Origin of the sequence: Viridibacillus sp. FSL E2-0187, assembly GCF_038006425.1 — a bacterium.
Lineage (GTDB): Bacteria > Bacillota > Bacilli > Bacillales_A > Planococcaceae > Viridibacillus > Viridibacillus arvi.
Genome location: NZ_JBBOVG010000001.1, coordinates 2,532,275 through 2,548,406 on the forward strand (window position 1 = coordinate 2,532,275; position 16,132 = coordinate 2,548,406).

Sequence of the window (16,132 nt, forward strand, 5' to 3'; positions counted from 1 at the left end):
CTTACTACTCTTCACAAAAAATACAATCGTTTTCAACAAATTTAGCAATTTTTTTCTTGAACGAACTAATAATAGAATAAAGTTTGATAAAAACGTCATTTTCCAGCCGGCAATTCTATAGTGAAAGTGCTGCCAAAATGAAGTTTACTTTTAACTTTTATCGTTCCACGGTATTTATTTACCAGCATATTTACAATGCTCAATCCTAATCCTGTCCCCCCACCATCACGTGAACGAGATGAGTCAACTCTGTAAAAACGATCAAATATACGTGTTTGATCTTCCTCTGCGATACCAATACCTTGATCTGACACTTCAATTTGCACACTTTCATGCTGTTTTGAAAGTTGGATTTTAATCTTTGGACTATTTTCCGAATAGCGTATAGCGTTTTGCAGAAGATTGCGTAAAATCTGGCCATAGGCATTTTCAGAAATAATTGCCCTGAAACTAATTTCTGGATCAACTTCTAATTCAATCGTTGCATCCGGAGATAGCACTTTTATTTCCTCCATAATATCGGTAGTAATCATTAGAATATCAGCATTGTTTTGTAAATCGTTCTGTTCTCTTCTTGCAAGTTCTAACATCTCTTCTATAAGCTTTTTCATGCGTGTAATTTCCAGTAAGGAAGTATTTAATGATTCTTCTAAAACAGCTGGATCATCTTTTCCCCACCTTTTGATTAACGATAAATGTCCTTCTACTACTTGAATAGGGGTTCTCAGCTCATGAGAGGCATCAGAAATGAATTGTTGCTGGCTAAGGAATGATTGCTCTAGCTCCCCCATCATCGATCGATAGACGGTCAATAAGTCACCAATTTCATCCTTTGCATCATATTGGAGTTTAATAGGCGCGGTAAAACCTTGTTCTGCTACTTCTGTCATCTCTAGTCTTAAGTCGTCTAGTGGTTTCAATAATGTTGTCGCCAAAAGATAGCCTATTCCTGCAGATGCTATAAGGGCCCCTAATCCCAAAATACACATAGCTGTTAAAATATAGCGCATAAGGGATTCAAACGAAGTCAAGGGATGCGTCAATTGTATATACCCGGAAAAAGGTCCAATCCTAATTGTAGATGCAGCCAAAAAAGTATCTACATTCTCTACTTTTTCTTTCGAAATTGCATAACCGTGGTTTGGTAAATCATCTGGTACTAAAGGCATGATTTCCGTCGAATCATTAATACGTAATATTTCAATTTTATCTTGATTCAGTATACGGACTGTTTGATTCTTATCTACAATAGAATTCATAAGCCCCTTATTCGACTGAATATCATGTATGGTTAAGAAATTACCTTGAGATTCAAAGAACACGGTTAGATCATCCATCGTACGCTTTACTGACTGCTCCTGCTCATTTAAAAGCCATGAATGAATAGCAATATAAAGGACTGAACAAATAACAGCAAAGCTAACGAAAATGACAGCAGCAGATGTAAGTGCCCACTTCCCCTTTAACGACTGGTTCGATAAATAATACTGTATTCTATTCATTCTCGCATCACATACCCGACTCCACGAACTGTTTCAATGTAACCACTTTCTATTTTTGGTAGTTTTGACCGCAGGTGACGGATATAAACGTCTACTACATTTGTTTCCACATCGGATTGATAACCCCATACCTGCTCTAAAATTTGATCACGGGTACAAACACGATTCTTATTTTCAATTAATAAACTGAGTAGATCAAATTCTGTTTTAGTCAAACTAACTATTTCCTCATTGACATATGCAGTGTATGCGGCTGAATCAATTGTAATATTTTTAAATATTAATTGTTGACCTGTTGATTCGATCGAAGTGTATCGTCTTAAAATAGAGCGAATTCTTGCTAATAACTCTTCAATAGCAAAAGGTTTGACAATGTAATCATCTGCTCCCGCATCTAGACCCGCTACGCGGTCAATTACAGCATCCCGTGCGGTTATTAAAATAATAGGCACATCCGAAATGGCTCTAATGCGCCTACATACCTCAATCCCATTTAATTCAGGAAGCATAACATCGAGTAAAATGACATCGAATTCTTGCTCTAGAGCCGTCTCTAAACCAACACGGCCGTCAGAACAAACTGTCACTTTAAATTGTTCATGCTTCAGTTCTAATTCAATAAATCGCGCAATATTTTTTTCATCTTCTACTAATAGAATATGCTTTTGCATTGAAAACACCTTCCATCTTTAACTTGAAAAATGATATGAGTTTTTCCCTTTTGTTTTTTTCGCTATATATAGTGCCTCATCTGCTTTATCTAGCAAATCTTCAATTGAATGACCATTCTCAGGGAAACAAGCAATTCCAATTGACGATGTAGGTGAAAAGTGTTGTTCATTAATTGTCCAGCCATCTTTTAATGTTTGTTGAATACGTTTAATCGTATTTTCTACTTGTTGTTTTCGAATGTATTGGTCTTTAGACATATTAGTTAAGACAACAATAAATTCGTCTCCACCTATTCGACTAACTATATCTAAATCGCGAACACTGGCAACAAGCGCAAGTCCAAAATTACGGATAAAATCATCCCCAACATCATGACCGTAATCATCATTCACCTTTTTAAAATCATCGCCATCAATATAGAGCAATGTAATAGCATAATTGAGAGCGATCGCTTCTTTGACCAACTTAGTAAATTCCATTAATAAGTAACGTCGATTTGGTAGCAACGTTAAGCTATCATGATAGGCCATAAAGCGCAACTGATCTTCCCTTTTCTTACGATGAGTAATTTCCCTAGCGACACTTACATATTGGAACACTTCGTCAAGTTCAGCATCCTTTACTGCCGTAAGATAGGTTTCAGCCCAAAAAGTTTCTCCATTTTTCGTTTTAATTTGTAAATCAATCTGTACGTCCCCTTCTTCTAATAGAGTCGATGAAAATTCACTCTTTAACAATTCCTTACTATCATCAGACATCATATCAAAATAGAAACGCCCAAGTAGTTCGTCCTTTTCAAAGCCAAGTCGATTTATATGGTTCGGGGAAACATAAATGATTATTCCATCATCGTTCGTAATGACAATCAAATCATTCGTATTTTCCGTTATAAGTCGAAATGTTTTTTCAATATTCCTAAGGTTGGTCATCATAATTTTTTTATCAGATACATCAAAGCAGACCGAAAGAAAACTCTCAATTTCTCCATTATCGCTGAAGATTGGAACAATCGTAGTATCCATCCAGTACCGGTTACCATATTTAGAGTGATTGCAAATTTCCCCGCGCCAAATTTGACCATTCAGTAACGTTTTCCACATTTCTTCATAAAATGAAGAAGGCTGAGTTCGTGAATTTAATATCTTAGTCGAATTTCCGATTAGCTCATCTGCACTATATTGACTTGATTGCGCATAACGCTCATTTACAAATTTGATGACTCCATTTTTATCTGTAATACAAATATTTGCCGCTGAATTCAGAGCACCTTTATAACTGTTGAGCATGTGATTTACTTGACGTAAATCTTCTTTTAATTGAATATTTTTCGTTAATTCTAACCATTGAATATAAATAGCTACAACTTGATTATTAGTAGTGATTGGTGAAAAACTGACAAGGAATTGACTCTCAATGCCATCCGCTTTTTTATGTGTATATAAAACGGATGGATGCCCTCTTCCATTTAATGCGTCTTGGAGATGCTCTGCGAATGATTCATGATCTTCTGGTGAAACAAGCTGAAAATCAAAAAACATCCTCCCTTTCCAATCTTCAATTTTGCAGTTAAAGTACTGCTCAAATTTCGGATTACCATCAAAAAAGGTTAAATCATTTGCTAATACGATAGTCGGATCCATTTTCATGTCAAAAAGTGATTGTAGAAATAAGATTTTTTCCTCCATCACTTTTTGCTGTGAAATTTCTTTCGTAACAGCAAGTATATATTGCTTTCCGCCATAATAAATTGGCGTAACGGTTGTTTCATTGGTGCGTTTAGTGTCAGAGAATAAATAGAAATCACGGTATTGAAGCAGTTGCTGTTTCTCGATAGATTCATTGTAATATTTAACTATCATCTCAACGACTTCTGTTTCTAAACAAGCAGATAAACTTTTGTCTATTGGCGACTCGTCAAAAACATCTTCAGCTGCACGATTTATGTATACGTAGTTATATTCATCACTGACTTTTTCCATTAAAAAAACAAAATCTAAACAATTTTGATAAAGCGCATCAAACTGCTCTTTAGTAATCAGATTGCCATTCAATATTGCCACCTCTTCAAGAAGTTAAATAAATAGATGCTGTTTTAGTCTCTGCATAAGAAATTAGAGATTCATAAGCTTTTTGTTCGTCTGTTTCCTTTACAGATTGCCACAACCATTCTTTCTCTGTGTTCAACTCTAATTCAGCTACAAATGTTGCATTACCAATCAGTTTTAAAACATTATCCCCTTCATTATGTTGCACATGACATTGAACAAAGCCACCAGGGTTATAGACTGTTACTTTACTAGCTGAAACTAATCCTTCTATAGAAGAAACTAATGCAGATGCTGTCATCGCCGTGCCGCAAGCGTTAGTAAAACCAACTCCGCGTTCATATGTACGTACGTAAATTGAGTCCTCATCCATCGGGTATACGTAGCTCACATTTACGCCGTCTGGACAATATTCATTATCTCCATTTAATTTACTAGATAATCTTTCTTGATGTTGTGTATTGATTATTTTATCTGATTGTACAATTCCGATTAAATGTGGATTTGGAACTGAAACAGCTGTGAATGATATATCATCAGCAAATTCTTCAATTACTTCATTGCGAATTTGTTGTTTGTTTTTGTAAAACATCGGTAAAGAAGTAATATCAAAAGATACTGGTGCAATTTCAACCGAATATGTAGGAATACCACCAAAAATTGATGCTTCTTTTTGTACCTTTAGGACGGCTTTCATTGTTTCGATGAGTGCCTCTGAAACATTATGCTTTTCACAAATGTAACGAGCAACGCAGCGTAAACCGTTGCCACACATAGATGCCTCTGATCCATCAGCATTAATGACACGCATTTTTGCGAGTCCTATTTTAGATGGAGCGACAAGCAGTAGGCCATCTGCTCCTCCAAGATTGTCTTTTTGACAAAGCCAAATGCCAAGTTTAGACCAATCCATACTTTCTTCATTGTTTGTTTCAAATATGTAAAAAGTATTCCCTGAACCATGAACTTTATGTAACTGCATTAACATATGCAACCCCCCGTATTCTCTGTATATATCATAATTCTATTTTGTCAAGCATACAACTGTATATGTTCCATTTAATGCTAGTAAATATTACAAATTTATTTTTTCATGTTTTTTTCTTTGCAAAACAGGTAAAACTTAGTATAGTTAAATTGCAAAATAATTTCATAAAATGATTCCTATTTTTTATAGAGTCAATAGGGAAGGCAAATGGTGCGCCACCAGTAGTCATGCTGGTTCTAGTGGGTTCGATTCCCACCCCGAAATTTTTTATGCAACATTATATGAAAAATTTCGAGGGGGCTAGGACCTGCCATTAATTTGGACGTTCACCCCCGTAAAGGAGGCGTTTCGCTTGATTAAGCGACGTGAATTACACGAATGTAACGATCTTTATGAGTTACTAAAACACCCATCTGTCTTCCCTTTTGTGCGTCAGAAAGCTAATAGTGCCGATGAGTACTGGTTTTTGACTAACCAACTAATGGAAGACGAGGAGAACGGTAAAGCCGTTTCTCGTACGATAACCGATGACTGGGGACAACCCATCGGCACAATTACCGTCTATGATGTGCAAGACGGCGCAGGCTTTTTAGGCACTTGGATCGGTACCCCACACCAAGGCAAGGGATACAACCAGAAATCAAAAGAACTCTTCTTAAACGAACTGTTCTTTGAACTAGATTTTCATACCGTTTTCTTGCGCATTCGCACCGAAAACACGAAATCCCTTCGTGCTGCCGAAAAAATTGGCTATATAATGGATGCCAAAGAAAGCCACCCATCCTTGTACGAACAAATCAACCAAGGTGACAAGCACTTCGAATTAATGAAAATCCAAAAAGACTTCTTTTATTTATATACAGCTAGTCAGAACAAAGAAGAAGAAGAACAAGCGATGTAACTTAAATGCTGAAGGCGCTCGTTCAGACTCGACAGGCGTTGGAGGGCTCGAACACAAGACGCTTTTTGTCTTGTGTCGAGAGACCGAAACGACCCGAGAGTCTAGCGCCTGAAGCTGGATATCCCTAATTGCTGAAGCGGCCCGTTTAGCCCCGACAAGCACTGGAACTTTCGAATCGAAAATATCTTTTTAATTTTCGACCGAGAAAGTGGAAGTCACCTCGAGGGGATGGCCGCGGAAGCTGGATATTTATCTAAATGCTGAAGGCACTCGTTCAGCTGTGAGGTCGTTGGAAGGCGGAAGCCAAAGTCGCTCTCTGACTTTGAGCGCCCGACTGAAACGACCCGAACAGCTTGTGCCTGAAGCTGGATATCCCTAAATGCTGAAGGCGCTCGTTCAGCTGTGAGGTCGTTGGAAGACGGAAGCCAAAGTCGCTCTTTGACTTTGAGCGCCCGACTGAAACGACCCGAACAACTAGCACCTGAAGCTGGATATCCCTAAATGCTGAAGGCGCTCGTTCAGACTCGACAGGCGTTGGAGGGCTCGAACACAAGACGCTTTTTGTCTTGTGTCGAGAGACCGAAACGACCCGAGAGTCTAGCGCCTGAAGCTGGATATCCCTAAATACTGAAGCGGCCCGTTTAAAGGGGAAGATAGCCTAAGTGCGCCACGTCCTGTGGCAACTGCTACCTGATCAACTTCCTGTTGGCCCCCGACAAGCACTGGAACTTTCGAATCGAAAATATCTTTTTAATTTTCGACCGAGAAAGTGGAAGTGGCCTCGAGGGGCTGGCCGCTGATGACGCTCGTTCAACCACATAATGGTATTTCATTAAAGGAAGCCTTCACAAACGTGAAAGCTTCTTTTTTATTTTAACTCTATTAAAATTTATTGTTAATAATGCAATAACTCACACTTTAAATTAGTAGAATAAGTGATAGCTCCGATCGAGTATTACCTTTTGATATTCTTTATAATTCACCATTGTAATGATAGATTAGCTGCACAACACCCGAAGAAAACGTTTTTGTTTCAACCATTTTTAAATTCAACCTCTGTTTTATATCAATAAACATCGGTTTTCCTTCTCCCAAAATAACAGGGTGAATAGATAATCTAAATTCATCAACAAGCCCTAAATTTATAAAAGTTGTAATGAGGCTTGCTCCGCCATATAGCCAGATGTCTTTACCAGGCTTATTCTTCAACTTATTTACTTCTTCAAGAATATTCTCATTTATAAATATTGCTCGATTATCAGTCTTTTTTTGTGTTCTGGAAAACACATATTTTTCTTTACTGTGAACCAATTCCCAAACTTCTTTTTCACTATCAGAATCTTCAGTTTCCGGAATATATTGTCCCCATAAATCGTAGCTTTTTCTACCATATAAAATAGTATCAACTTGATTTAAGAAATTAGTGAACCCCATATCTGAGTCCATAATGCACCAATCTACTTCTCCATTTTTCCCTTCAATAAAACCGTCTAATGTAACTGCTAAATCTAAAATTATTCTTCTCTGTTTTATGTTATTAGACATAACTCTTTCTCCTTTTATCATTCAGATAGTATTTCTTATGCATCGATATTCAATATTTCATTATTGACTGCATGTTAAGATTTACTGAAATCACTAAAATAATTTGCCTCGTTGAATAAGGTTTGCACAACGAATACTTGTTCTCATTCTGATTTTAACAAGTATTCAGGAAGGTATCAAATATCAACATTAACCTTTAACAGAGCCTTTCTCTTAAAAATCCCATACGCTATTGAATTCACCCCCACTTATATCTACATAAAAAGGGCATTAACTTTATTTAAAAGTTAATGCCCTTCATATTAAGCTAGCTCAGTTAAAGATACTTTCGTTATTTAGCATAATTTAATATCAACTCTACCATTTCATCCGGTGTTTTAGGAGATTCTGTTTCTCGCATTTGCTTGATTAAACCTTCTTTATGTTGCTTAAGGCTAAGTAGAGCTTCCATAAATGTTTTATTCGTTAAATCATCTTCTTGTAAAACTTCAGCTAAACCTTGTTCACAAAATAGCTTAGCGTTTAGAATTTGATCGCCACGTGATTTTTGAAGAGATAAAGGAATCAGTAACATTGGTTTTTCTAAAGCTAAAAACTCAAAAATAGAGTTTGAACCCGCTCTTGATACGATTAGATCGGAAGCGTGTAATAGGTCTGGCAGTTCTGTCGTTACATATTCAAACTGCTTATAGCCAGGCATATTCACTAAAGCTTCATCTATATGCCCTTTTCCGCAAAGATGAATAACATTGTGGTTTTCTAAAAGTTGCACAATATTAGCGCGTACTGCATCGTTAATAAATTTAGACCCTTGGCTACCACCCATAATCAGGATTACTTCTTTTCTTTCTTTAAATCCACATAATGCTAAGCCTGTTGATTTTCGTCCTTCAAATAAAGCCGGACGAATAATTGATCCAGTGCAAGAAGCTTTTTCTGCTGGTAAATGCTTAAGCGTTTGTTTGAATACAGTGAAAATATGCGAAGCAAAGGGTAATGATAATTTATTAGCAAGACCTGGTGTAACATCAGATTCATGTGCAATAACTGGAACACCAGCCATTTTTGCTGCCATAACAACAGGTACTGATACAAAGCCGCCTTTAGAAAAAATCGCTACTGGTTTTAATTTACGAATAATCGTTAATGCTTGTGCAACACCTGCTAAAACTCTGAACGGGTCTGTAAAATTTTTCATTGAAAAATAACGTCTTAATTTTCCGCTTGAAATTGCATGATATTGGAGGTCAGGAAATGCCTGGCCGATAATTTCTTTTTCAATGCCCTCTTTAGAGCCAATATAGTGTACCTCATAGCCTTTTTTAAGGAAAGATGGTATTATTGCCTGATTGAGTGAAACGTGGCCAGCTGTACCCCCACCAGTTAATATTATTGTTTGGTTCGTCATTATTATTCTCCTATTCTGCTAGAACAATGTATGAACTGCTTTGGATTTATTAGAACAGCTACTTATTTTACTATACGAAATCACAATAGAAAAGATGTCAATTAATACTTGGAGGCGAATTACATGCATGAAACAACTACGATGAGAGCGAAATGGACAGTCATGCTGAAAATTGTGTTTCCGATCTTAATCACCCAAATTGCTTTATATTTAATGTCGTTTTTCGATGTCTTAATGTCAAGTAAATATAGCACTGCTGACTTAGCAGGTGTTTCCATTGGTTCTTCAATTTGGTTGCCTGTTTACACAGGTTTATCAGGAATTCTTCTATCCATAACACCTATTGTAGCACAATTTGTCGGTGCAAAAAGGCAGAAAGAAGCGACATTTTCAGTTCAACAAGGTTTTTACGTTGCCTTTGTATTAGCAATTATTATTTTTGGACTATTAATGGCCTGCATAAATCCACTTCTAAATGCGATGACTTTAGAGCCTGAAGTACAACGCATTGCACATGATTATTTGATTGCTATGAGTTTTGGATTAATTCCGTTATTTGTTTATAGTGTATTACGATGTTTCATCGATGCTCTTGGAAAAACTAGAATATCAATGTTCATAACTTTACTAGCTACACCTGTCAACATTTTCTTTAACTACTTATTAATATTTGGTAAATTTAGGTTTCCTGAGCTTGGAGGAGTTGGCTCCGGGGTAGCTTCAGCCATCACTTATTGGATTATTTGTGCTGTGGCTATAGTCATTACTATGAAAGGACAACCATTTAAAAACTTTAAATTATATGCTAGTTGGCCAAAAATACACTTCGCAAAATGGCTCGAAATATGCAAAATCGGGGTACCTATTGGCTTATCTATTTTTGCTGAAACAAGTATATTCTCTGTTGTTGCAATAATGATGAGTAATTACAGCACTGCTGTTATTGGTGCCCATCAAATTGCGATGAATTTCGCAAGTCTTACCTATATGATGCCCTTGAGTATAGCAATGGGTGCAACTATTTTAGTAGGCTTTGAAGTTGGTGCTAAACGATTCAAAGATGCGCGTATTTATAGCTATATATCAGTAGTGACGGCAGTTATTTTCAGTTTCATTTCTGCCACTATTTTAATCTTTTTCAGGGAACAAATAGCCGCTGTGTATTCAACTGATCCACAAGTACTCTCTCTGGCAACACAGTTTTTAATCTACGCAGCTTTCTTTCAATTGTCGGATGCAATACAAGCGCCGGTACAAGGGGCTTTACGTGGGTATAAGGACGTGACGATTACTTTCATAATGGCAATGATATCCTATTGGGTAATTGGGTTACCTCTTGGCTATGTTATTGCAAATTATACAGATTTAGGTCCATTCGGTTACTGGATCGGTCTTATTAGTGGTCTTACAGCTGGTGCAATTACATTGAGCTTCCGTCTTATTATTGTTCAACGGAAAGCGAAAAAAGAGTCACAAGAAAACTCCTCTATTGCTATATAGAGGAGTTTTTATTCTTCTAAAATTCCAACTACTCTAATATCCCTGTTCTTGTAATTGAAACAGTAATTTTAGGCTTTAATGTTAATGTGGCAAACTTTTCTCCCCATTTTTCATCCCATACTTTTGGATGGAATGCACGTATCTTTCGTCCAATTCCTAATGCATCAGATGGTGCTTCTTGAAGTTTAACTAACAATTTTTCAACGTCTTCCTGAACCTTTTTCGTCAAAAACCCTTGCAACTCTTTCCTTGTTTTATCCTCATATAATCTATCATGAGGAAACTCTTCAATATTTACATTTAATTTATAATTTAAATGTATAGTTGCCGTTGAACCCTTTTCCTCAATTTCCCATTTTCTCTTAACCTTAATTACATCAATTGAAACTGGTGACTTCTTATCTCCATTCTCCCATAGATAAGATATCTTAGCATTAGTCGCCTTACCTGAAGATAGTAATACAAGTAATAATGATTCTTTTACATCAAGAATTGTGCCTGTAAATACTTGATCATTAAAAAGTGAAAGTCCTGCGGCTATGGGAGTACCTTTTTCCTCATCTCTCTTTATATAAGGCAAGACTAAGTCCTTTCCTTTATCGAAGAGCAGTGAAGCTGTTCGTTTAAGCGTTACTTTAGGAAAGATTGTATTTCTTTCAAAGCTTTCAATAAATCGTTGATAATACTCCCCTACATCACTAGGTAATTTTTGTTTGATATCTATATATTGCTTAACAGAGCCCTCTGTTAACGCAATCTTTGAAGTGATTGGATTTTGAGGATTTCGATAATAGATGTCAAGAAAGTTATATATAGGGTTTTTAGCAGTCTCTGCTGAAATTAAAATCGTTGATAACTCTGACAAATCAAGTGACTGCTCTACTTTTAAATCTGCATTATTTCGCAAATCCCTTGGAGATAATCCAGCTGATTCAATAACTACATATTGTGTAGGATCATCCGGGGAGGTTGGGTAAGCATAATAGGCTTTCATTTCGCCAATTTGCCCTTCAATACCAACAAGTGAAACAACTGACAAATTTTTGTAAAGTCTTTCATCCCAGCAGCCAACGAGCAGTGAACTTACTACTATGATGATGAAGACTCGTTTGAACATGCTTGTTTCCTCCTTCTGTTCATAAAGACAATAATAATCGGAAATACAATCGAGAAAGGAATATAGCCATAATGTAGATAATCGCGAATGTTATTAATATAATTCACTTTTAATAGTAGTAAAGGCAATATAATAAAAGCTAAATGCAATAAAATAATTTGAAACTGAGGATATTTGCGTTTCTTTGAAAAATGAACAATTCTAATGGATAACACTATTAGCGTAATACTAACAATGCTCCATGTTAACCAAATATATATAAAGAAAATATCAAGACGTTTAACAAAAGTAACTTCCTCAGACTTCAAAATATACATGATTGGTTCAGGTATAAGCTTAAGTTCTTCTAATGAGAAATAAAACTGTGAACCAATAACAGAGGCGATAAAAAATATACCTACTATAAGTTGATAAATGAATAAGGGTTTCCATTTAATAATTTGATTATTAATAACAAATATCCTAAAAATAAAGTATAATTCAATTCCCAAATATGCAGTTTGACCTCTTTGAAAACCTGCTATCCATTGTTCACGGGTGCTAGTACCAATTGGAAAAATATTCGTCCAAACTAAATCAAATGTACTCATTAAAATAAAGATAATAAATATAACAATTAAGGGGATTAATATAACGCCAATATTTACAGCTGTTTCAGGTTGACTCAAATTAGCGTAAAGTGAAACTAATACAATAAGACTAATTACTAAATAAGTAGGTGTATTAGGAAAGCCCCATGTAGCTAATGTATAATCAATATAAGCTATATAACAGATACACAAAATAATCCACCAAAACTTATAAAGGAAAGCAAATAAGGTATTCAACTGGAAATTTTCATGGAATTTTTCGTAAAATAACAATTGTAAAAAATGTACTAACGTTAACACAGTGAAAATTATCCAAGAGTCTCTTCCACCTTTATTAATTAGTTCTGTTTGAAATGAAATAAAAACAACACCTGTCTCAACAATAAATAGTATTAAGAAAAATTGAACGCGTGAAAGTTGTAATTTCATTTTTTCTTCTCATTCCCTTTTGGTTGGAAAGAGGTAACTTGTGGATTCGCTTTATAGAATGGGCCTCTAAAAAATAATTTCTTTAGTTCTGACGGTTGAAAAGGCACAATTGGTGAAAAGTATGGTTGATTCAATGATTTTAAATTTAATAAATGTATAAACAAAATGAGTATTCCGATTGTCAAGCCAAAAAAACCAAACAAAGAAGCTGCTAACATGAATGGGAACCTTAATATACGCACTGATGTATTTAATTCATTTGAGGGGACAACAAAACTTGATATTGCCGTTAATGCAACAACGATAACCATCATATTAGATACCAATCCCGCATTTACTATAACTTGACCTACAACGAGGCCACCTACGATACCAATAGTTTGGACTATTGATTGCGGTAACCTAATACTTGCCTCTCGAATCAATTCAATTATAATTTCTAATATCAGTGCCTCAATAAAAGGGCGATATGGTATTTCACTAACATCCATCTTTACCTTTTTACTTAACTCTAATGGGAGTACTTCAAAATGAAAACTAATAATGGATATATAAAACGCAGGCAAGAAAATTGCAGTAAAAAAACTTAGCAGGCGTACAACTCTATAAAAAGAACCTACTAATACACGTGAATTGTAATCATCAGGTGATTGATAAAATGAAAAAAATGTTACCGGAGCTATTAGAGCAGTCGGCGAAATATCGCTAATGATAATTACTTTACCTTCTACTAAATTACCTACAACTCGGTCTGGTCTTTCAGTATTTAATAGCTGAGGAAATGGAGAGTAAATTGAATCTTCTAAATAATCCCCTAATAACCCAACACTATAAAAATTTTCCGTATCTATTTCGTTTAGCCTTTTTTCTACTTCTAATAGCGTTTCTTTTTTTACAACATTAGCTATATACATATAATACATACCAGTATTAGTTTTCTTACCAATTCTCATTTGCTTTACGACTAATTCTGGAATATGTAGACGCTTTCGAATAAGTGCCATATTCGTATCAAAGTTTTCTACTAGCCCTTCATGAGATCCTCTTATAATGTGTTCATTGACAGGCTCATCCGGTGTACGATGTGCAATTTCTGGTAAGTTTATACGAACTACTTTATTTTTGCTAAGTAAAATAATAAGTGTTTCCCCACCACAAACATAACCAACTGCTTTTTCCATATTAAAAACTTCTATAGTGGAAGAAACGGAGTCTGGCCATTTCGCTTCCTCTTGCTCAGCTTGAAATTTAACAACATCCAGTTGCTCTTGAACATCTTTTTTATTTAGCAGGGAACTGTAATAACAAATAACAGCGAATGGCTCACCTGGCCAATCGATTTCGCGAGCTACAAAATCTGCTGAGTTATAAAAGGTCTTTTGTAGTTGCGATATAAATGTTTCAATTTGTTGCATTAAGTCTCCCCCCTTTTTGAATTAGTATAGGAAAGTTCAAATGAATTTAATCTACCTTATAGAGTTTAGAATAAAAAAACCAGCTCTCAAAATTGAGAGCTGGTTTACTATATATACTATTCTTTATTTTGCTTTAATAAATTGTTGTGTCCAATAGTTACCATTAGCAGCATAACCTACACCAATATGAGTAAATGATGTACTCATAATATTAGCGCGGTGACCAGGTGAGTTCATCCAACCTTTTACAACTTCTTCTGGCGTTTTTTGGCCCATAGCAATATTTTCTCCAGCAGCACTGTATTTAATACCAAGTGCTTTCATTCGGTCAAATGGTGAACCAAATGTAGGACTTGTATGTGAGAAATATTTATTTTTTTGCATATCAAGTGATTTTTCACGTGCTGCACCCATCAAAGCTTTGTCTGATTTAAGAGCAGCTAGTCCAGCTTTTTGACGCTCAACATTAGTTAATTCAATAACTTTTTGTTCGAATTGATCTACTGTTGATGATGTAGAGTTATTTGAATTTGATGAACCGTTTCCTGTGTTGCCTGAGTTACCTGTGTTACCATTTGAAGAATTGTTGCCCGAATTATTTGAGTTACCATTTGATGGTTTGTTTTCTGGTTTTGAAGTAGTGCCACCTGATGGTTTACTTGAATTGCAATTATACTTATAAGTGTATTTATTTGTTTTACTATCATACTTATAAGTTACCTTACAAGGCTTAGCCCCTTTATATGTTGTTTGCGTTTGCTTCACTGTATCGGATGAGTTTGTAGAAGCTGAAGCTTCCGCTGTTCCCGCCTGTACGCCCATTAGCATAACGAGACTCATTGGTAATAACCATTTTTTCATGTTTTATTCCTCCTTGTCTGCAAATATCGTAACGCGGGATTTTTGTAATAAAGTGTCCAATTATTGCTACATTGCCCAATTAAGAATAAAAACGCCTTGATTACAGTCAAGAATAGGCTATGAAATTGTGCAAATTTAGCAATCTATCGTTTTATTACTAGGAGGATTGGGTTGACACCCAAAAAAATAGGCATTTATATTACAAAGTACCAACAACTTCGAGTTCATTCACATTTTCACCAATGATAACGATGTTAGGTGGCATCTGCATATATTCAGGCATCCATTGAGTTAAACCATATGCATATTGAAAGAGCATTGGATTTTTCATACCTTTAATAGGAACATACCCCTTCATACGATAAATAGTTGAAGGAATTGTTCGAAGCCACTCTTCAAAAACTTCTTGTTCTACTGGTTCAGTGAATGTCACTAAGCGAGAACTTAAATGCATATGACTTATTGGTGCTGATTCAATGTTAGTTGGGCGAGCTGTTGCATGAAGGCTTTGTAAATACTTTAAAGGTACTCGTCCATTAGTTGTTTGTAATAACTGCGCATGCGGATTTAAAGATTGAATTTCAAATGTGACTTTTGCTCGTTCTTCTTCTGTTAGTAAATCTGATTTATTGGCTAGGATTAGATGCGCGTGTCGGATTTGTTCTAAAAACAGTGATCGTACTTGAGGTGATAATTGATCTCGTTCTAACCAGCGTTTACTATCTGCCACTGTAACGATTCCCTTTATATTCAATTGATCGGCAAAAAGAGGCGAATATACCGCATCTAATGCCTCCACCGGATGTGCTGCCCCTGTTGTTTCAATAATGAGTACATCAAACTCTGATTCTGCTAATAATGTTTGTATTTGCGCTTCTGTCTTTTCTGATCCCGAGCAACATATACAGCCATTTAACATTTCTTTTAATGGAACATCCTCTTCCACTGCTTGTGAATCGAAATTTAATTTACCTAGTTCATTCATAATAATTGCTGGTTTAATATTTTGTTCTTTCAATTGACGGATTACATCAGTCATCATAGATGTCTTACCGCTTCCTAAAAATCCACTAAATAGATATACATCAACCATGTAAATCATCCTTTCTTCTATATGAACGCATGAAAAAGCTGACCTCCTAAGACGGTCAGCTCTTCA

Annotated in this window: 13 protein-coding genes; 2 read left to right on the forward strand and 11 right to left on the reverse strand. The window is 35.7% G+C overall.

Annotated features, from left to right (window positions below; all coding sequences use genetic code 11):
• Positions 1-95 precede the first annotated feature (95 nt).
• The 4 genes from MHH85_RS12400 to dapF are packed head-to-tail and all read right to left on the reverse strand — an operon-like array spanning position 96 to position 5,207.
• A complete protein-coding gene (locus MHH85_RS12400) occupies positions 96-1,502 on the reverse strand; it encodes a HAMP domain-containing sensor histidine kinase (RefSeq protein ID WP_340707313.1) in 1,407 nt (468 codons plus the stop codon).
• A complete protein-coding gene (locus MHH85_RS12405; RefSeq protein WP_340707314.1) occupies positions 1,499-2,173 on the reverse strand; it encodes a response regulator transcription factor in 675 nt (224 codons plus the stop codon). Before MHH85_RS12405 ends, MHH85_RS12400 begins: the two co-directional genes overlap by 4 nt.
• Positions 2,174-2,191: 18 nt before the next feature.
• Positions 2,192-4,225 carry a PAS domain S-box protein gene (locus MHH85_RS12410; protein WP_340707315.1) on the reverse strand — a complete coding sequence of 678 codons (2,034 nt, stop codon included), beginning with the start codon at positions 4,223-4,225 and terminating at the stop codon, positions 2,192-2,194.
• 13 nt (positions 4,226-4,238) lie between these two features.
• On the reverse strand, positions 4,239-5,207 hold the full coding sequence (gene dapF / locus MHH85_RS12415; protein ID WP_340707316.1) for a diaminopimelate epimerase: 969 nt from the start codon (positions 5,205-5,207) through the stop codon (positions 4,239-4,241).
• Between the two features lie 352 nt (positions 5,208-5,559).
• On the opposite strand from dapF, the gene MHH85_RS12420 reads away from it, so the two are divergent.
• A complete protein-coding gene (locus MHH85_RS12420) occupies positions 5,560-6,108 on the forward strand; it encodes a GNAT family N-acetyltransferase (RefSeq protein WP_053416998.1) in 549 nt (182 codons plus the stop codon).
• A 972-nt stretch (positions 6,109-7,080) separates the two neighbouring features.
• Here the strand turns inward: MHH85_RS12420 and MHH85_RS12425 are convergent.
• On the reverse strand, positions 7,081-7,653 hold the full coding sequence (locus MHH85_RS12425; RefSeq protein ID WP_340707317.1) for a dihydrofolate reductase family protein: 573 nt from the start codon (positions 7,651-7,653) through the stop codon (positions 7,081-7,083).
• 331 nt (positions 7,654-7,984) lie between these two features.
• Positions 7,985-9,061: an undecaprenyldiphospho-muramoylpentapeptide beta-N-acetylglucosaminyltransferase gene (locus MHH85_RS12430; RefSeq protein WP_193739143.1), complete on the reverse strand. Its 1,077-nt coding sequence runs from the start codon at positions 9,059-9,061 to the stop codon at positions 7,985-7,987.
• A gap of 123 nt (positions 9,062-9,184) precedes the next feature.
• On the opposite strand from MHH85_RS12430, the gene MHH85_RS12435 reads away from it, so the two are divergent.
• Positions 9,185-10,561 carry an MATE family efflux transporter gene (locus MHH85_RS12435; protein WP_340707318.1) on the forward strand — a complete coding sequence of 459 codons (1,377 nt, stop codon included), beginning with the start codon at positions 9,185-9,187 and terminating at the stop codon, positions 10,559-10,561.
• 28 nt (positions 10,562-10,589) lie between these two features.
• On the opposite strand, the gene MHH85_RS12440 is transcribed toward MHH85_RS12435, so the two are convergent.
• The 5 genes from MHH85_RS12440 to MHH85_RS12460 all read right to left on the reverse strand — a co-directional run bounded on the left by MHH85_RS12440 (position 10,590) and on the right by MHH85_RS12460 (position 16,066).
• Positions 10,590-11,678 carry a Ger(x)C family spore germination protein gene (locus tag MHH85_RS12440; protein WP_340707319.1) on the reverse strand — a complete coding sequence of 363 codons (1,089 nt, stop codon included), beginning with the start codon at positions 11,676-11,678 and terminating at the stop codon, positions 10,590-10,592.
• Positions 11,651-12,697, reverse strand: coding sequence for a GerAB/ArcD/ProY family transporter (locus MHH85_RS12445; protein ID WP_340707320.1), 1,047 nt, complete (start codon positions 12,695-12,697; stop codon positions 11,651-11,653). Before MHH85_RS12445 ends, MHH85_RS12440 begins: the two co-directional genes overlap by 28 nt.
• Positions 12,694-14,112, reverse strand: a complete 1,419-nt coding sequence (locus MHH85_RS12450) for a spore germination protein (RefSeq protein ID WP_340707321.1) — start codon at positions 14,110-14,112, stop codon at positions 12,694-12,696. The genes MHH85_RS12445 and MHH85_RS12450 overlap by 4 nt, the downstream gene beginning before the upstream one ends.
• Before the next feature lie 123 nt (positions 14,113-14,235).
• Positions 14,236-14,973 (reverse strand): CAP domain-containing protein, encoded by a 738-nt coding sequence (locus MHH85_RS12455; RefSeq protein ID WP_340707322.1) that lies wholly within the window; start codon positions 14,971-14,973, stop codon positions 14,236-14,238.
• A gap of 199 nt (positions 14,974-15,172) precedes the next feature.
• Entirely contained in the window at positions 15,173-16,066 is an 894-nt protein-coding gene (locus tag MHH85_RS12460; protein ID WP_193739137.1) for a CobW family GTP-binding protein, read from the reverse strand.
• Positions 16,067-16,132: the final 66 nt, after the last annotated feature.

Coding starts and splice junctions, on each gene's coding strand:
- dapF (WP_340707316.1), bottom strand. CDS start 5,207: ATGTTAATGCAGTTACATAAAGTTCATGGTTCAGGGAATACTTTTTAC.
- MHH85_RS12400 (WP_340707313.1), bottom strand. CDS start 1,502: ATGAATAGAATACAGTATTATTTATCGAACCAGTCGTTAAAGGGGAAG.
- MHH85_RS12435 (WP_340707318.1), top strand. CDS start 9,185: ATGCATGAAACAACTACGATGAGAGCGAAATGGACAGTCATGCTGAAA.
- MHH85_RS12405 (WP_340707314.1), bottom strand. CDS start 2,173: ATGCAAAAGCATATTCTATTAGTAGAAGATGAAAAAAATATTGCGCGA.
- MHH85_RS12445 (WP_340707320.1), bottom strand. CDS start 12,697: ATGAAATTACAACTTTCACGCGTTCAATTTTTCTTAATACTATTTATT.
- MHH85_RS12425 (WP_340707317.1), bottom strand. CDS start 7,653: ATGTCTAATAACATAAAACAGAGAAGAATAATTTTAGATTTAGCAGTT.
- MHH85_RS12455 (WP_340707322.1), bottom strand. CDS start 14,973: ATGAAAAAATGGTTATTACCAATGAGTCTCGTTATGCTAATGGGCGTA.
- MHH85_RS12460 (WP_193739137.1), bottom strand. CDS start 16,066: ATGGTTGATGTATATCTATTTAGTGGATTTTTAGGAAGCGGTAAGACA.
- MHH85_RS12430 (WP_193739143.1), bottom strand. CDS start 9,061: ATGACGAACCAAACAATAATATTAACTGGTGGGGGTACAGCTGGCCAC.
- MHH85_RS12450 (WP_340707321.1), bottom strand. CDS start 14,112: ATGCAACAAATTGAAACATTTATATCGCAACTACAAAAGACCTTTTAT.
- MHH85_RS12440 (WP_340707319.1), bottom strand. CDS start 11,678: ATGTTCAAACGAGTCTTCATCATCATAGTAGTAAGTTCACTGCTCGTT.